The following is a 15,940-nucleotide window of genomic DNA, read 5'->3' as shown; positions in this document are numbered from 1 at the left end:
CGTCGGGGGCACGACCGTCGCTCCCGCCGGAGACCGCTCGCTTCGCTTCGCTGCCAGGTCCGCGAAGCCACCAGGGCAACTCGCCGCCTCACCCGCGAGCTAGATTTCGCTCCCCGGCACGAGCCCGTCGTCCACCGCAACCCGGCCCCGGCGAACCCGGCGACCCCGGCAAAAGCTTGATCACCGAGGTCGCCGTCGGCCGAACCGGGAGGGCTTGGGGTCAGGGGTTGCGGGGGTGGGCCTCGAAGAACTTCCAGATCAGGTCCGTGGCATTGATGCCGGCGTCGGGACCGGCCAAGCCGCCGGTGGTGGCGCCGGGCCAACTGTGGCCCTGTTCCGGCAGGCGGTAGGTGACGAACTCGCTGCCGTTGCCACACGGTGCGACCGTGCGGGTGATTCCCTTGCCACCCTCCACCGGCGTCGCCTTGGCGGGCTTGCAGGCCGAGCGGGTCTGCCAGTTCTTGATGCCGATCTCGAACTCGCCGAGAAAGCGGTCCTTCCCGCCGATGAAGGTCAACACCGAGACCGGCTCCTTGGGCGCGTAGGTCGACTCCGCCGCCTTCGGGCCGCCGAACCCACCACTGACCGGCGCGATGGCCGCGAACACGCCCGGCAGGTCGACCGCGACCCGGAACGACAGGTCGGCGCCGTTCGAGATACCGGTCGCGTACACCCGGTCGGGGTCACCGCCCCAGTTCTTCGTGAGGTGCTCGACCAGCGCTCCGACGAAGCCGACATCGTCTTCGTTGCCGCAACAGACCAGCGCGTTGAAGCCGCCGGCCAGGCCGTTCGGGTAGGCCACCAGGAAGCCGTGCTTGTCAGCGAGTGCGTCGAGGCCCGACGTGACCCGAACCCCTTTGCCCGTGCCGGGGTAGGGGTGGAACGCCAGCACGAGCGGCACCGGCTTGTCGGGCGTGTGACCGGGCGGCGCGTGGAGCAGGTATTCGCGCTGCTTGCCGTCCCAGGGCAGGGTCAGGTCGTGGTCGCCTGGGCCGGGCTTCTCGTCGGGCTTCGGCGAGGCCGTCGTCGCCGCGGTCGTGGGCGCGGATTCCGGCTGGTCGGTCCCGCCGCATCCCGCTAGGAGGAGGGCAACCGAACACGTCGCGATGAGTCTCCGGCGTAGGTGGCGCGGCCAAATGGTCATGGAACGAGGGTGACGACCATCACGATCCGCACGCAGCCCCGCACTCAATGTCGATATGGCATCGCAACCCGGCCTCGGTATCGCGACGGCAATCACGGAGGGGTCGCGCCCGACCACCCGTCGAGGACAAATAGACTCGCTCGGGTCGCTGAGAGCGTGCCACGCTCGCTGCTGACCACATACGAATCGCCCACACGACGCAAGGGGGCACTGATGGCTGCCATTTCCCGCGATGAGGTCGCGCATCTCGCGCGGCTGTCGCGGCTCGCCGTGACCGAGCAGGAGCTCGACACGTTCGCCGGCCAGCTGGACGTGATTCTCCAGGCCGTGGCACGGGTTGGTGAGGTCGCGGCGGCTGACATCCCGCCGACCTCGCACTCCGTGCCGTTGACCAACGTGCTCCGGGAAGACGTCGTGATCAACTGCCTGACCCGGGAAGAGGCCCTCGCGGGCGCGCCGGATGTCGAGGACGACCGGTTCCGGGTGCCGCGCATCCTGGACGAGGAGGCGTGACAACAGTGTCCGACCTGACCAGGATGACCGCCGCCGAGCTCGCCGGGACGATCGCGAGCGGTGACGTGTCGGCGGAAGAGGTGACCCGGGCGCATCTCGACCGGATCGCCGCCGTCGACGGCAAGGTGCACGCCTTCCTGCACGTCGACGCCGACGGTGCCCTCGAGGCAGCCCGCAAGGTCGACGCCAAGCGGGCCAACGGCGACCAGCTCGGACCGCTCGCCGGCGTGCCGGTCGCCGTCAAGGACGTGCTGACCACCCGCGGCGTGCCGACCACGGCCGGCTCGAAGATCCTCGAGGGCTGGCGCCCGCCCTACGACTCGACGGTGGTCGAACGGCTGAGGGACGCCGGCACCGTGATCCTCGGCAAGACCAACATGGACGAGTTCGCGATGGGCTCGTCGACGGAATACTCCGCCTACGGGCCGACCAACAACCCGTGGGACCTCGGCCGGATCCCCGGCGGTTCCGGCGGTGGCTCAGCCGCCGCGATCGCCGCCTACGAGGCCCCGCTGGCGATCGGCACCGACACGGGCGGCTCGATCCGCCAGCCCGGCGCGGTCACCGGCACCGTCGGCTCGAAGCCGACCTACGGCGGCACCTCCCGCTACGGGCTCATCGCCTTCTCGTCGAGCCTCGACACCCCCGGCCCGTGCGCCCGTACCGTGCTCGACGCGGCCCTGCTGCACGAGGTCATGGCCGGGCACGATTGGCGCGATTCGACCTCGATCCCGCAGCCGGTGCCGCCGGTGGTCGAGGCCGCCCGCCGCGGCATGACCGGTGACCTGACCGGCGTGAAGCTGGGCCTGGTCACCGAGTTCGACGCCGGCGAGGGCGCGGAGCCGGGCGTCATGGCCGCGTTCCACGACGCGCTGGCCGCGCTCACCAAGCTCGGCGCCGAGATCGTCGAGGTGTCCGCGCCGCACTTCCAGTACGCGCTGCCCGCCTACTACCTGATCGCCCCGAGCGAGTGCTCCTCGAACCTCGCCCGGTTCGACGGGGTCCGCTTCGGGCTCCGGGTCGGCGACGACGGCAACCGCTCGCTCGAAGAGGTCATGTCGCTGACCCGCGAGGCCGGCTTCGGCCCCGAGGTCAAGCGCCGGATCATGCTCGGCACGTACGCGCTGTCCAGCGGCTACTACGACGCCTACTACGGCCAGGCGCAGAAGGTCCGCACGCTGATCACGCAGGACTTCAACGCCGCCTTCGAGCAGGTCGACGTGCTGGTCTCGCCGACCACCCCGTTCGTGGCGTTCCCGTTCGGGTCGCGCACCTCCGACCCGTACCAGATGTATCTCGCGGACCTCTTCACGATCCCGACCAACCTGTACGGCGGCCCGGGCATCTCGGTGCCCTGCGGCCTCTCCGAAGGGCTCCCGGTCGGATTCCAGATCATGGCGCCGACCATGGCCGACGACCGCATGTACCGGGTCGCCGCCGCCCTCGAGTCCGCCGTCGGCACGCTGACCCCGCCGTCCCTGGAGGGCTGATGACCACCACGACGCTGCCCACCTACGACGAGGCGATCGCCGGCTTCGAGCCCGTGATCGGCCTGGAGACCCACGTCGAGCTCGGCACCAACACCAAGATGTTCTGCGGCTGCCCGACCGACTTCGGCGGCGAGCCCAACACCCGGGTCTGCCCGGTCTGCCTCGGCCTGCCCGGTTCGCTGCCGGTGGCCAACAAGGCGGCCATCGAGGCGACGATCCGGATCGGCCTGGCGCTGAACTGCTCGATCGCCACGTGGTGCCGGTTCGCCCGGAAGAACTACTTCTACCCGGACATGCCGAAGAACTTCCAGATCAGCCAGTACGACGAGCCGCTGTGCGTCGACGGCTACCTGGACGTGGAGGTCGACGGCCGCACGGTGCGCATCGGCATCGAGCGCGTGCACCTCGAGGAGGACACCGGCAAGACGCTGCACGTCGGCGGTGCCACCGGCCGCATCCACGGCGCGACCGAGTCGCTGGTCGACTACAACCGCGCCGGCATCCCGCTGGTCGAGATCGTCACCAAGCCGGTACCCGGTGCCGGCGCGCTCGCCCCCGAGGTCGCCCGCGCTTATGTCACCGAGCTCCGCGAGGTGATTCGCGGTCTCGGCGTCTCGGACGTGCGGATGGAAGAGGGCTCGCTGCGCTGCGACGTCAACACGTCGCTCAACCGCCCCGGCGAGGAATGGGGCACCCGCACCGAGACCAAGAACGTCAACTCGCTGCGCTCCGTCGAGCGTGCCGTCCGCTCCGAGATCATCCGCCAGTCGGCCGTGCTGGAAAGCGGCGGCCGGATCGTCCAGGAGACGCGGCACTTCTCCGAGGAGACCGGCGACACCCGCCCGGGCCGCTCGAAGGAGACGGCGACGGACTACCGGTACTTCCCGGAGCCCGACCTGGTGCCGCTCGCACCGGACCCGGCCTGGGTGGCCGAGCTCAAGGCGGCGCTTCCGGAGCCGCCGCGCGAGCGCCGCAAGCGCATCCAGGAGGCCTGGGGACTGTCCGATCTGGACATGCAGTCGGTGGTCAACGCCGGTGCGGTCGAACTGATCGAGGCGACAGTAGCGGCAGGCTCCACGGCCGCGGCGGCCCGCAAGTGGTGGCTGGGCGAGCTGGCCCGGCGGGCCAACGAGGCCGGCATCGAGCTCTCGGCGGTCGGTGCGACGCCGGCGCAGGTCGCGGAGCTCCAGACGCTGGTCGACAGCGGCAAGCTCAACGACAAGCTGGCCCGGGTGGTGCTCGAGGGTGTTGTCGCGGGCGAGGGCTCGCCCACCGAGGTGATGGAGGCGCGCGGGCTCGCGGTCGTCTCCGACACGGGTGCGCTCACGGCTGCGGTCGACGAGGCCATCGCCGCCAACCCGGACGTGGCCGCCAAGGTCCGCGACGGCAAGGTAGCGGCGGCGGGTGCCCTGGTGGGCGCGGTCATGAAGACCACCAAGGGACAGGCTGACGCCAAGGCGGTTCGAGAGCTGATCCTGGAGCGGCTCGGCGCCAGCTAAGCCCTTTCAAGACGAAGACCTAAGAGCGGTTCCCGGGTCCGCGGGCGGCACGACCGTCGCTCCCGCCGGGGACCGCTCGCTTCGCTTCGCTGCCAGGTCCGCGGTTCACAACCAAGAGCAGGCTCAGGACTACGTGTTGAGCAGATGTAGGACGCGCCGGGCCTGGAGACGCGCTGTGTCCTTCGGGTTGCGGGTGGCGGCTGGGCCGCCGGGGCGCAGGAGGAACAGCCAGAACATCGACCAGAGGCGGCGGGCGGCGCGGAGGCGGTGCTCGTCGACGTCGAACTGGCCCAGCAGGCCTTCGAGGTGGCGGGCCGAGAGGTGTTCTGCCAGCAGGGCCAGTTCCGTGACCGGATCGCTGGCTCGCGCGTCCTCGAAGTCGACGATGCGCACGCGGTAGCCGTCCCACAGGTAGTTCGCCAGGTTCGGGTCCCGATGCCCGAGCACCAGGTGGGCCGGCCGTTGGCGCAGCAGTGCCGGGTCGGGTCCCCGCCACCACGCCGTGGCCGCCGCGAGGGCCCGCGCGATCTCGTCCGGCACCTCACCCGGCCAGGCGGTCTCGACCAGCGGCCGGGCAAACCCGAGGTCGTCGGCCCAGTCGTCGACCGACGGCTCGCCACCGAGCGGCACTGACCACAGTGTCCGCAACGCCGTCGCCAGCCCGATCACCTCGGCCCGGCCGGGCCGGTCGGTCAACGGCCGCCCCGGCACGAGCGTCATGGTCACGGTCGGCGGCACGGCGTCGAGCGTCGCGCGGACCGGCTCCGGCGCCAACCCCGCGGCATGCCGCCGCAGTCGGCACAGCACGGCCCACTCACGACGGTGCTCGCCGCGCCGCCAGTCCGTGTAGCGCTTGGTCACCAGCCCGTCAGCGACACGCAGCACGTGCGTCGAGGCCATCACCCGAGCCTAGAGATGGCGGCACGCACCCTCAGCGGGCGGGCTCGCCGGGCCGAGGTGTGACCGGCGCGGCGAAGAAGTCCGCGACCACCTCCACCAGTTGTCGCGGCGCCCGGTTGATGCCGTCGTGCGCGCTGCCCGGGATCTCCACCGCTCGGGCGTCGGGGATGGCCGCCGCCAGAGCGTCGTCCGCGGCCACGTAGTAGCGCGGACCCTTGGCCCCACAGGCCAGCAACACCGAGGCGGTCACGCCGGCCCAGCGGTCGGCCGGGCCGTCGGCCGCCGCGATCAGCGCCGACTCGTCGAGCGTCATCGGCAGCAGGTCGCCCATCGTGCGGCCGATCGGCGTGCGCAGGAACAGCCGGCAGATCCCCACCTGCACCGCGAGCGGCAGGCGCGACGTGGCCTGGTGCGTGTTGATGCCGCCCGCGGTGAGCGCCATCGCCCGGGGCAGGTCGCCGGCCCGGGCCGCCGCGCGGGCGTCGTCGAGCCAACCCGCGGGGAAGCTGCCGTCGATCGAGATCGCGGCGTCGTAGAGCGCCAATCGCGCGATCGGCAGTCGCAGCGCCGCGTCCAGGGCGATGAGCCCACCGGCGCTGTGCCCGACCACGTTGCTGGCGCCGGTGTGCCCGAGCACCGCGGCCAGGTCTTCGATCTCCTGGTCGAACGTGTACGGCAGCACCCGCGCGGGCGCGTCGCCTCGGCCCCGGCGGTTGTAGAGATGCACGGTGAACCGGTCGGCCAGCGCCGCCGCGAAGCGCCGGTAGACATCGATCGTCACACCGCCGCCGTGCACCACCACGATGCCCGGCCCGGTGCCCGTCGAATGCAGCGCGATGGTCGCGCCGTCGAAAGTCGTGACCCGCTCCATGACCCCTCCCTCTAAACTGCGAACGTCGTTTGCAGTTTACAGTTAGGCGGTGAGCGACGCGCAACCCATCTGGACCCGACCCGAGCGCGGGCGGCGTGGACCGGCACCCGGACACACGCGGAACGAGATAGTGGCGGCCGCGATCGCCCTGGCCGACGCCGAGGGCCTGTCCGCCGTCTCGATGCGCGCGGTCGCCACGGCACTCGACACCACGGCCGGCTCGCTCTACCGCTACCTGTCGTCCCGCGACGACCTGCTCGACCTGATGACCGACCACGCGGTCGGCGAGCTACGCCCGTACCCCCAAAGGCAGGGCGACTGGCTCGACCAGCTGCAGGCCCTGGCCCAACGACAGCTCGACCTGCACCGCCGCCACCGCTGGCTCGGCGAGCTGATCCAACGCCCGACCAGCGCCGGCCCGGAAACCCTCGACTGGTACGACCACTGCCTCGGCGTCCTGAGCGACGTGCCGGCCCCGACAACCGCCAAGTTCGAGGCGATCGCCCTGATGACCGGCGTCGTGGTCCTGTTCAGCCGCACCCAGACGAGCACCGCACAGCCGTTCGCGGCCCTCGACCCCGCACGCCACCCACACCTGGCGGCCGCGCTGGCCAACCCCGGCCAACCGCCGCAGGACGACCTCTTCGGTCGTGCCCTGCGCGCCCTGCTGACCGGCCTACTTGGCGAACGCCGCCAGGAACCGGTCGCGGAAGGCGTCCATGCGCCAGACCGGGCCGTCAGCCACCGGGGCCAGGCCGGGTGACCAGCCCCAGCTCGCGATGCGCGGCATGACCGACGGGTCCTTGGCGATCACCGTGATCGGGATGTCACGGTTCGGATCGGGGCCGGTGATGATCGGGGACGGCTGGTGGTCGCCCAGCATCACCATCACCGTGTTCGCCGTGGCGTACTTCTCCATATAGGACACCAGGCTGTCGACCGAGTACTCGACCGTACGCCGGTAGTTGTCCCGTACCGTGTTCGCGTCCTCGTTGTTGATCTCATCGGGATTGCCCCCGCGACCACCGTTGCCCGGGTACGTGGAGCCGTCGCCGAGCTTGTCCCAGTCCATCATCGGCGGCACCGGGGTCCAGGGCGCGTGGCTGGACAGCAGGTCGATCTCGGCCATCACCGGCTTGCGGCCCGGCAACGGCGCGGACAGCTCGGTGTTGTGGAACGAGTGCAGCGTGAACTGGTCGGGAATCGAGGAGAACGCGAAGCCCTGGCCCTTGTAGCCGAGCGTCCGGTCGTCGTACTCCTTGTCCCAGCCGTAGACCGCGCCCTCGGGCCAGTCGCGCCGGTTCGCCGGCATCACCGCCACCGTGCGCCAGCCGGCCTTCGAGAACGCCGTCGTCAGCGTGTAGCGCGTGCCTTCCGTGAACTTCCCGTACCGCCGCTGGCTGTCGATCCACAGCCCCGACTGGAACGTCGCGTGGGCGAGCCAGCTTCCGCCGCCGATGGTCGACGAGGTCAGCCAACCGCTGCTGGACTGGAAGCCCGCCGCGGTCAACCGCTGCGTGCGCGACGCGAGCAGCGCGGCGGTCTGCGGATAGTTCACCGCGTCGCGACCGTAGCTCTCGACGAACGCGAAGATGACGTCCTTGCCCCGCAACCCTTGCAGGAGCTGCGAAACGGGTACGTCACGGTAGGCGTCGGTGGACTCCTCGCGATCGTACGCCGCCTGGTCCCTGATGTCCGCCCGAAGCTGGGCGGCGTGGTCGTAGGCCGCGGCCGCCGTGCTCCGGCCAGCGACCGGGACACCGGGCACCAGGTGCACGCCCAGGATCGCCAGCGCCACCCAGACCACCGCGAGCCCGGCCACGACCCGCAGCGCGAGCGTCCGGCGCACCGACACCACCCGCGACAGCCGCAGGATCGACAGCGTCGCCAGCACCGGCAACGCCAAGGCGAGCAGGATCGCCACGACCACGGCTCCGATCGCGCCGGGCTTGCCGAACGACTCGGAGACCCACTCGGAGGCCGCACGGAACAGCGACCAGTCCGAGAGCGGGTCGAACTGCCGGGACAGCGTGACGCCGAAGCCCAGGTCGAGCAGCTTGAGAATGCTGATCGCGCCGAGCAGGACGCCGGCGACGATGCCGACGACCGTGCGGGCGCGGGGCGGCAGGAACACCACGACGGCGACGCCGACCAGCGCTTCCAGCGGGATCGCCAGCAGCGCCAACGGGCTCAGCGCGGCGAAGTCGTCGGGTACGAGCAGGAGCACCAGAACGAAGAACGCGGCCAGGCCGGTCAGGATCCGGCTCCTCACGACGCGAGCCAGTCCTGTTCCACCGCGCGCCGGGCGTGCCTGGCCTTGGCCGCGAGGTAGCCGGCGTTCGCGGCGGACAGGTGCAGCCGGGTCGGCACCCGCTTGGTCACCGCGACGCCCAGCGACGTGAGCTGCTCCTCCTTGTCGGGATTGTTGGAGAGCAACGCGATGCGCGAGACGCCGAGGGCGCGCAGCATCTGCGCGGCGGGCGTGTAGTCACGCTCGTCCTCACCGTGCCCGAGCGCGAGGTTCGCCTCGTACGTGTCCATTCCGGTGTCCTGCAGGGCGTACGCGTCGAGCTTCGCGTAGAGGCCGATGCCGCGCCCCTCCTGGCGGAGGTAGAGCAGCAGGCCGCCGGCGTTGCTGATGCGCTCGACCGCCTCGCGCAGCTGCGGGCCGCAGTCGCAGCGCTCGCTGCCGAACACGTCACCGGTCAGGCACTCGCTGTGCGGCCGCACCAGAGGCGCCTCGTCGCGGGCCAGGGTGTCGCGCCAGTCGCCGAGCCCGAACGCGATGTGCTCGCGGTTGTCGACGAGGCCGTGGAACGTGAACACCTCTGCCTTCGTGGCGTAGCCGTCGGGGAACCGAAGGGGGACCGATACCTGCGTGCGTATCGTCGCGTCGTCCATCAATCTCCTCATCAGACGGTGCCGAACCGGGGCGAGAGGGCGTAGCGCAACAGCACCACGTCGCCCAGTTGCCGAACCTCGGCCAAGGTCGCCCGGCGCTCCTGGCACCACGGGAAATCTCCGTCGCCGACGAACCGGGGCGCCTTGGAATCGCCGACGAAGAACGGCGCCACCACCAGGTGCAGCTCGTCGGCGAGCTCCTCGCACAGGAACTGGGTGTGGATGGTGCCCCCACCCTCGACCATGAGCCGACCGACGCCGCGAGCGTAGAGGTCTTCCGCCACCTGGCGCAGGTTGACCGGCTGCCCACCGTCGACGACGGTGGCGTGCGCGCCCAGCCGGCGCCGGGTCTGCTCCACCGTGGAGGAGGCGCAGTAGACCAGCTTCTCGGTGTCCTCGGACTGGAAGAAGGCCGCGTCCGCGTCGAGATCGCCACCCTCGGTGACCGTCACCTTGCGCGGCGAGGGCTGCTCACCCCTGGCCACCCGGGCCGCCCGGTGCTCCTGCGACTTCACCACCAGGCGGGGGTTGTCGCGGCGGACCGTCTCGGCACCGACAAGGATCGCGTCGCAGCCGGCCCGGACCTCGTCGACCCGGTGGAAGTCGGCCTCGTTCGAGAGCAGCAGGCGGTCGTCGGCGGTGTCGTTGACGTATCCGTCGATCGACATCGCGCAGCTCAGCACGATGTAGGGCCGCTCAGCCATGGCTGTACTCCGGTTGCCGGTGGACAAGCTCATGTTCCAGCATTACCGGCTTCTCCGCAGCGCGTCGGCCGTCGGCCCAACGCAGCACCAGCACCACGGCCCCCGGCAGGCTCGCGACCAGCGCCAACACGCCGAACACGACCGCGGTGGCGACGCCCTGCTCGGAGGTCAGACCGGCGGCGCCGAACGCCCACGCGGCGACACCCTCGCGCGGACCCCAGCCCGCGATGTTGCAGGGCAGCGCCATCGCCAGCAGGGCGAGCAGGGTGAGCGGGGCGAGCAGGGTCAGCGGGGCGGTGGCCCCGGCGGTCCGGGCGGCGACCAGGAAGGTGATCAGGTGGCCGGCCAGCACAGCGGCGGTGGTGAGCACGACGCCGATGCCGGTGCGGGCGGAGAACAGCCCGGTGCGGATCCGCATGCGGCCCTTGACCAGGTACGCGATCAACGCCACGGCGGCCAGCGCGGCCACGGCCATCGGCATGTGCCGGCGCACGGGTGAGGGGAACACGGCCAGCGTGATCACCGACAGGGCGATCGTCACGACGAAGCCGGCCATCCGTTCGACCACGACCGCGCGTACGCCCAGTTTGACGTCACCGATGTCCTTGCCGTGCCGGACCGCGCGGTGCACGTCGCCGACCACGCCGCCGGGCAGCGTGGTGTTGAGGAACTGCGCCCGGTAGTAGGCGCCGACGGCCTCACGCAGCGGGATCGTGACCCCGAGCCCGCGGGCCACCAGCGCCCAGCGGTAGGCGCAGGCGACCGTGGTCACCACGCCGATCGTGAAGGCGGCGGTGAGCGCGGTTGCGTCGACCCCGCGCAGGCCGTCGAGGAACGGGCCGCTGCCCAGCCGCCAGACCAGCACGACCAGCACGGCCGCGCCGCCGACGAGGCGCGCCCAGCCCCAGAACTGTGCCCTGGTCACGGCGTCGCCAGCAGGTCGACGTGGTGGACGGTCGCGGTGAGGCGGCCGTCGGCGATCTCGGCGAGGCGTCGGCCGGCGTACCCGGCCGACGGCTTGGCCAGCGCGGGCACCTGCTCGACGGCGGCGTCCAGCCACTCCTGGAACCAGACCCCGAGCAGGTCCCGGTCGTCCGCGCCGAGCTCCCAGGGGCTGGGCCGCAGCGTGGTCGTGACGTCGTGGCGGGCGAACGCGTCGGCCAGCGCGGCCACCGCGTCGGGGCCGAGCAGGCGCCGGCCACCCACCGCACGCCGCTGGTGCGCGTTGAACGCGGCCGCGACCTCGTCGTCGAAGGGATCCGCCGGGTCGAGCTCCACGCGGCCGACGACCGACAGCATGACCAGCGCGGGTACGCGGGCCTCCGCGCACGCCGTCGCGATCGCGTCGACCTCGTCGAGGGTTAAAACGTCGATCAGCGCCGAGGCGGTGACCAGGTCGGCCCCGGCGAGGTCGGCGGCGGTCAGGGTGCCCAGGTCGCGCTGCCGGGTCGCGGCGGTGATCTGCTCCGGCTTGCCGGCCATCGCGGCGGTGAGCAGGTCGGGGTCGCGGTCCCACATGATCCAGTGCTGCGCGGCCGGCAGCTTCGGTGCCAGCCAGCGGGCCGCCGAGCCGGTGCCACAGCCGAAGTCGTGTACCACCAACCGGTCCACCGAGCCCAGCCGCTCGCGCACCTCCGTGACCAGCTCTTCGGAGCGTGCGGCCGCGTCGGCGGCTTCACGCAGGCGCAGCCAGTTCGGGCTGGCCTTGGGCATCAGGGCGCTCGTCATGTGCTCGTGCTCTCCCGCATCGCGACCGTGGACAGGACATCGGAGGCCAGCTCCGCGGTGACCGGCCAGCCCGTCAGCGTGGTTCTGCGCAGCCGGGCCGACGTACGCAGCGCGTCACGGGCGGAGGGTTCGGTGAGCCAGCGCCGCAGCGCGGCGGCCAGCGCGCCGGAGTCACCGGGCGGCACCAGCATCCCGGGACGGCTGCCGTCGGGTGCGCGGCCCAGCGTGTCGGGCAGGCCCTGGGCCGTGGTGGTCAGCACGGGAATGCCCCGGGCCAGCGCCTCGGTGACCACCATCCCGTAGGAGTCCGCGCGCGAGGGCAGGACCAGCAGATCGGTGTCCGCGTACACGGCGTCGAGGTCCGCACCCACGAGCGGTCCGGTGAACCGCATCCTGGCCGGCGCCCGCCCGCGCACCGCGGCCGCGAAGTCGGGCTCCCGGTCCAGTGAGCCGACGCACCGGCAGCTCCAGCCCGCGTCGGGCAGCGCCGCGAGCGCGTCGGCGAGCACGTCCTGGCCCTTGTGCGCCATGACGGCGGCGACGCAGAGCAGCCGCTCACCGGTCGCGCTGGGCGACGTGACCGGTTGAGGCTCGACGCCGGGAGCCGCCGCCGTGGCCACGACACCGTACGCGTCGGCGAGGTGCCGGCGGCACCACTCGCTGGTGGTCAGCACCGCGTCGGCGGCGGTCAGCACGGCGCGCTCGGCCGGCGTGCCGAACACCATGTGGGCCAGCACCACCAGGCGCAACCGGCCGACCCGGTCCACCGGCACACCCGGCGCCAGCAGACCGTCGACCAGGACCAGCTCGCCGTCGGGCAGCGCGTCGAACACCGGACCCAGCGGGGCACCGACCGGCACCAGGTGCTCTCGCACCGTCCAGCCGAGCCCCTTCAAGGCATCGAGGACCCGACGGTCGTACGCGTTCCCCCCACTGGGGAAAGCCGGGTTGTCGATGTCGTCGGGCACGATGACCTGTACGCCGCCCGCCGGCGAAAGGTTCACAGCGATCGCTCGTAGCTCGCCCACGCGATGTGCGACTCGTGCAGGGTGACGGTGATGCCGGCCAACTCCGGGCCACCCGCACCGAGCGCGCCCGACGTGGCCCGCTCGGCCAGCCGGTCCGCGATCACCTTCGCCAGCACCTCGGTCGTCGTGTTCATCCCGGCGAGCGTCGGGTCCTCGTCGAGGTTGCGCAGGTTGAACTGCCCGACGATGGCCTTGAGCTCCTCGGATGCCAGGGCGATGTCGACGACGATGCCGTCCGCGTCGAGCTCGGCCCGCCGGAACGTGGCGTCGACGAGGAAGGTCGCGCCGTGGAGCTGCTGGGCCGGGCCGAAGACCTCGCCGCGGAAACTGTGGGCGATCATCATGTGATCACGCACCGTGACGCTGAACATGTGTTTCTCTACTCTCCGTAGGTGATTACGTGGCACAACCCGGCCAGGCTGCCAGACGCGAGTGCGGGCAGCACGTCGGGAAGACGCTCGAACCGATGTTCGCCGCTGACGAGCGCGTCGAACGCCGGATCGCGGAGCAGGTCGAGAGCGAGTGCGACCCGGTCCGCATAGGACCGACTCGACCGCCGGGCCGGCGCGACCATGCCGACCTGGCTCGCCCGGACGGCGAGGCGTCCGGAGTGGAACCCGGCACCGAGCGGCACGCTGACCTCACGGTCGCCGTACCAGCTCAGCTCGACCACCGTGCCCTCCGGACGCAGCAGCTCCAAACTTCGACGCAGGCCCGCCTCCGAGGCGCTGGCGTGGAAGACGAGATCACGACCGGTCGCGGCGTCATCCGGATGGGCGAAATCCACACCCAGCGCGGCCGCCGTCTCGGCCCGGCTCGGGTCGACGTCGACGAGCTCGACGGCCACGCCCGGGAAGCGGGCCAGCAGCCGTGCGACGCCACAACCGACCATGCCGCCACCGACCACGGTGACCCGATCGCCGACCAGGGGCGGAGCGTCCCAGAGCGCGTTGACCGCGGTCTCCACCGTGCCGGCCAGCACCGCACGCGCCGGCGGCACGTCCGCCGGGACGACGACGACCGCTGAGGCCGGCACGACGTACGCCGTCTGATGTGGGTAGAGGCAGAAGACCGTGCGCCCCAGCAGCTCGGCCGGACCCTGCTCGACCACGCCCACGTTCAGGTAGCCGTACTTCACGGATCCGGCGAAGTCACCCTCCTGAAACGGGGCGCGCATGACCGTATGCTGGCTCGCCGGCACCGCTCCGCGGAACACCAGCGTCTCGGTGCCACGGCTGACACCGGACCGGATCGTGCGGACCAGGACCTCGTCAGGACCGGGTGGGTCGACGGCGGCCGGGCGGATCTCGCCGACGCCGGGTCTGACCACCCAGAATGCGCGTTCCGACAGGCTCATTCGTGGCTCTCCGTCATGTTCATGAACCGAACGATCCCATCTCCCGTGCTATCTGGTGCCGCTTCACGACACGGAGGAACGATGCGCCTGGTTCGATCCGGCCCCCTGGTCGGCATGTTTGCCCAGCTCACAGTGCTTGCTGCGGTGGGGGCCGCGGTTGGTATCGGCGCTGTCGCCTGGTTCACAGGCGTCGCGTTCGCGCTCGTCACGGTGATCCTTCTCCAACACGGACTGTCATCATCCGGACTCAAGGGGTTCGGACCCGCCGACTGGGTGACGGCCGCCCGGACGACCCTGATCGGGGTGGTCACGGCCCTCGTCGTCGACTCGCTCGAGCGCGCGCCCGCGGTCGGCGCGATCGTCACCCTGGTGGTCGTCGCGCTGCTGCTCGACGGCGTCGACGGGCAGGTCGCCCGGCGCACGAAGACGACGTCGACGTTCGGCGCGCGGTTCGACATGGAGGCCGACTCGTTCCTGCTGCTCGTGCTCAGCCTCTACGTCGCCGGTTCCGCCGGCTGGTGGGTGCTGGCGATCGGCGGCATGCGGTACGCGTTCCTGCTCGGCATCTGGACGACCGGCTGGATGCGCGGCACCCTGCCGCCGCGATACTGGCGCAAGGTGGTGGCCGCGACCCAGGGCATCGCGCTGATCACGACCACCGCCGGGGTGCTGCCGTTCCGGGCCAACGTGGTGCTCCTGCTGGTCGCGTTCGCGCTGCTGGTCGAGTCGTTCGGCCGCGACGTGCTGTGGCTCTGGCGCGACGGTCACCCGGCCACGCGTACGCGGGTCATCGGTAGGCTCCTGCCTCGTGAGTGATCCTTGGTTGTGGCCTTCCGGCAGTGCGACCGGTGTCGGCTCGATGCCCGGCACCGACATCGCCGAGGCGCAGCGGGTGGTGCTGGGCGAGCTGCCGGACCTGCCGCATCTCGCCGAACTGCCCGACCGCGGCCCGGGTGCCGACATCATCGGGCGCACGTCGGCGTTCCTCGTCGACCTGCCGGTCGAGGTCTACACCGGACGCTGGCGGATCGCCTCCCGCCCCGGCCGCGACCTGCGCCGCGCGCTCGACCTGCTGGACCGCGACCTCGACCAGCTCACCGAGCAGGGTGACGGCTACACCGGCGTCGTCAAGGTGCAGGCGGCCGGGCCGTACACGCTGGCCGCGAGCGTCGACCTGCCGATCGGCGGGCGCGTGCTGCGCGATCCCGGCGCCGTCCGCGACCTGACCGCCTCGCTGGCGGAAGGGCTGCGGGGGTACGTCGAGGACATCCGGCGCCGGCTGCCCGGTGCGACCGTGCTGCTCCAGATCGACGAGCCGTCCCTGCCGACCGTGCTGGCGGGGCGGGTGCCGACCGAGAGCGGGTTCAGCGCGTACCGGCCGGTCGAGGTCAGCACGGCCACCGACGCCCTGCGCGAGCTCGTGTCCCGGGTCGGCGCGCCCACGGTGTTCCACTGCTGCGGGCCGGACGCGCCGATTCCGCTGTTCGTCGCCGCCGGTGCCACGGCCCTGTCGATCGACCTCTCGCTGGTCACGGCCCTCGACCCGCTGGGTGAGGCGCTGGACGCCGGCGTCGGGCTGCTCGCCGGTGTGGCGCCGACCAGCGGTGCGCGGGCGCCGAGCCACAAGGACCTGGTCGACCGGGTACGGACGGTCTGGCGCCAGCTCGGCTTCAGCGCGGCGCTGCTGCCGCGGCAGGTGGTGGTCACGCCGACCTGCGGACTGGCCGGTGCTTCGCTGACGTTCGCCAAGGACGTGCTCGCGGCCTGCCGGGACGCCGGACGGCGGCTCGTCGAGGAATAGCCCG

General features: G+C 71.7%; 17 protein-coding genes. 6 read left to right on the top strand and 11 right to left on the bottom strand.

Annotated elements, in window-relative coordinates:
• Window positions 1–220: 220 nt before the first annotated feature.
• Window positions 221–1,144, bottom strand: coding sequence for a PHB depolymerase family esterase (locus AB0J88_RS39350; RefSeq protein WP_364358730.1), 924 nt, complete (start codon window positions 1,142–1,144; stop codon window positions 221–223).
• A 213-nt stretch (window positions 1,145–1,357) separates the two neighbouring features.
• Here AB0J88_RS39350 and gatC point away from each other — a divergent pair, with 213 nt between their 5' ends.
• From gatC to gatB, 3 genes are read left to right on the top strand one after another with little or no spacing between them, the layout of a single operon-like run.
• Complete coding sequence (gene gatC / locus AB0J88_RS39345; protein ID WP_090793907.1) at window positions 1,358–1,657, top strand: Asp-tRNA(Asn)/Glu-tRNA(Gln) amidotransferase subunit GatC; 300 nt, start codon at window positions 1,358–1,360, stop codon at window positions 1,655–1,657.
• Window positions 1,658–1,662: 5 nt separating this feature from the next.
• Window positions 1,663–3,147: an Asp-tRNA(Asn)/Glu-tRNA(Gln) amidotransferase subunit GatA gene (gatA, locus tag AB0J88_RS39340; RefSeq protein ID WP_364358894.1), complete on the top strand. Its 1,485-nt coding sequence runs from the start codon at window positions 1,663–1,665 to the stop codon at window positions 3,145–3,147.
• Complete coding sequence (gatB, locus tag AB0J88_RS39335) at window positions 3,147–4,646, top strand: Asp-tRNA(Asn)/Glu-tRNA(Gln) amidotransferase subunit GatB (protein ID WP_364358733.1); 1,500 nt, start codon at window positions 3,147–3,149, stop codon at window positions 4,644–4,646. The genes gatA and gatB overlap by 1 nt, the downstream gene beginning before the upstream one ends.
• A gap of 129 nt (window positions 4,647–4,775) precedes the next feature.
• Here the strand turns inward: gatB and AB0J88_RS39330 are convergent, their stop codons facing one another.
• Complete coding sequence (locus tag AB0J88_RS39330) at window positions 4,776–5,546, bottom strand: phosphotransferase (protein WP_364358736.1); 771 nt, start codon at window positions 5,544–5,546, stop codon at window positions 4,776–4,778.
• 31 nt (window positions 5,547–5,577) lie between these two features.
• The gene (locus AB0J88_RS39325) at window positions 5,578–6,417 is read right to left on the bottom strand and encodes an alpha/beta hydrolase (RefSeq protein WP_364358739.1); all 840 of its coding nucleotides are present in this window, start codon (window positions 6,415–6,417) and stop codon (window positions 5,578–5,580) included.
• A gap of 49 nt (window positions 6,418–6,466) precedes the next feature.
• Here AB0J88_RS39325 and AB0J88_RS39320 point away from each other — a divergent pair, with 49 nt between their 5' ends.
• Window positions 6,467–7,180 (top strand): TetR/AcrR family transcriptional regulator, encoded by a 714-nt coding sequence (locus tag AB0J88_RS39320; RefSeq protein WP_364358742.1) that lies wholly within the window; start codon window positions 6,467–6,469, stop codon window positions 7,178–7,180.
• Here the strand turns inward: AB0J88_RS39320 and AB0J88_RS39315 are convergent.
• From AB0J88_RS39315 to AB0J88_RS39280, 8 genes are read right to left on the bottom strand one after another with little or no spacing between them, the layout of a single operon-like run.
• Window positions 7,094–8,689: a sulfatase gene (locus AB0J88_RS39315; RefSeq protein WP_364358745.1), complete on the bottom strand. Its 1,596-nt coding sequence runs from the start codon at window positions 8,687–8,689 to the stop codon at window positions 7,094–7,096. The two genes, AB0J88_RS39320 and AB0J88_RS39315, sit on opposite strands and share 87 nt — an antisense overlap.
• Window positions 8,686–9,321 carry a GTP cyclohydrolase II gene (gene ribA, locus AB0J88_RS39310; protein WP_364358897.1) on the bottom strand — a complete coding sequence of 212 codons (636 nt, stop codon included), beginning with the start codon at window positions 9,319–9,321 and terminating at the stop codon, window positions 8,686–8,688. The genes AB0J88_RS39315 and ribA overlap by 4 nt, the downstream gene beginning before the upstream one ends.
• A gap of 8 nt (window positions 9,322–9,329) precedes the next feature.
• The gene (locus AB0J88_RS39305; protein WP_364358748.1) at window positions 9,330–10,022 is read right to left on the bottom strand and encodes a dihydrofolate reductase family protein; all 693 of its coding nucleotides are present in this window, start codon (window positions 10,020–10,022) and stop codon (window positions 9,330–9,332) included.
• The gene (locus AB0J88_RS39300) at window positions 10,015–10,947 is read right to left on the bottom strand and encodes a lysylphosphatidylglycerol synthase transmembrane domain-containing protein (RefSeq protein WP_364358751.1); all 933 of its coding nucleotides are present in this window, start codon (window positions 10,945–10,947) and stop codon (window positions 10,015–10,017) included. Before AB0J88_RS39300 ends, AB0J88_RS39305 begins: the two co-directional genes overlap by 8 nt.
• Window positions 10,944–11,750 (bottom strand): class I SAM-dependent methyltransferase, encoded by an 807-nt coding sequence (locus AB0J88_RS39295; RefSeq protein ID WP_364358754.1) that lies wholly within the window; start codon window positions 11,748–11,750, stop codon window positions 10,944–10,946. The genes AB0J88_RS39300 and AB0J88_RS39295 overlap by 4 nt, the downstream gene beginning before the upstream one ends.
• The gene (locus AB0J88_RS39290; protein ID WP_364358757.1) at window positions 11,747–12,754 is read right to left on the bottom strand and encodes a glycosyltransferase family 4 protein; all 1,008 of its coding nucleotides are present in this window, start codon (window positions 12,752–12,754) and stop codon (window positions 11,747–11,749) included. The genes AB0J88_RS39295 and AB0J88_RS39290 overlap by 4 nt, the downstream gene beginning before the upstream one ends.
• Window positions 12,751–13,149 carry a 6-carboxytetrahydropterin synthase gene (locus AB0J88_RS39285; RefSeq protein WP_089246236.1) on the bottom strand — a complete coding sequence of 133 codons (399 nt, stop codon included), beginning with the start codon at window positions 13,147–13,149 and terminating at the stop codon, window positions 12,751–12,753. Before AB0J88_RS39285 ends, AB0J88_RS39290 begins: the two co-directional genes overlap by 4 nt.
• Before the next feature lie 8 nt (window positions 13,150–13,157).
• Window positions 13,158–14,135 carry a zinc-binding alcohol dehydrogenase gene (locus tag AB0J88_RS39280; RefSeq protein WP_364358760.1) on the bottom strand — a complete coding sequence of 326 codons (978 nt, stop codon included), beginning with the start codon at window positions 14,133–14,135 and terminating at the stop codon, window positions 13,158–13,160.
• Between the two features lie 81 nt (window positions 14,136–14,216).
• Here AB0J88_RS39280 and AB0J88_RS39275 point away from each other — a divergent pair, with 81 nt between their 5' ends.
• Together AB0J88_RS39275 and AB0J88_RS39270 are read left to right on the top strand one after the other, a co-directional pair.
• Window positions 14,217–14,951 (top strand): CDP-alcohol phosphatidyltransferase family protein, encoded by a 735-nt coding sequence (locus tag AB0J88_RS39275; RefSeq protein ID WP_364358763.1) that lies wholly within the window; start codon window positions 14,217–14,219, stop codon window positions 14,949–14,951.
• Entirely contained in the window at window positions 14,944–15,936 is a 993-nt protein-coding gene (locus AB0J88_RS39270) for a methionine synthase (protein WP_364358766.1), read from the top strand. The genes AB0J88_RS39275 and AB0J88_RS39270 overlap by 8 nt, the downstream gene beginning before the upstream one ends.
• Window positions 15,937–15,940: the final 4 nt, after the last annotated feature.

The sequence above is a fragment of the Asanoa sp. NPDC049475 genome (genome assembly GCF_040676915.1).
GTDB lineage: Bacteria > Actinomycetota > Actinomycetes > Mycobacteriales > Micromonosporaceae > Asanoa.
Note: the sequence above shows the minus strand (reverse complement) of the source record. Positions and strands in the feature narration are given on the sequence as shown.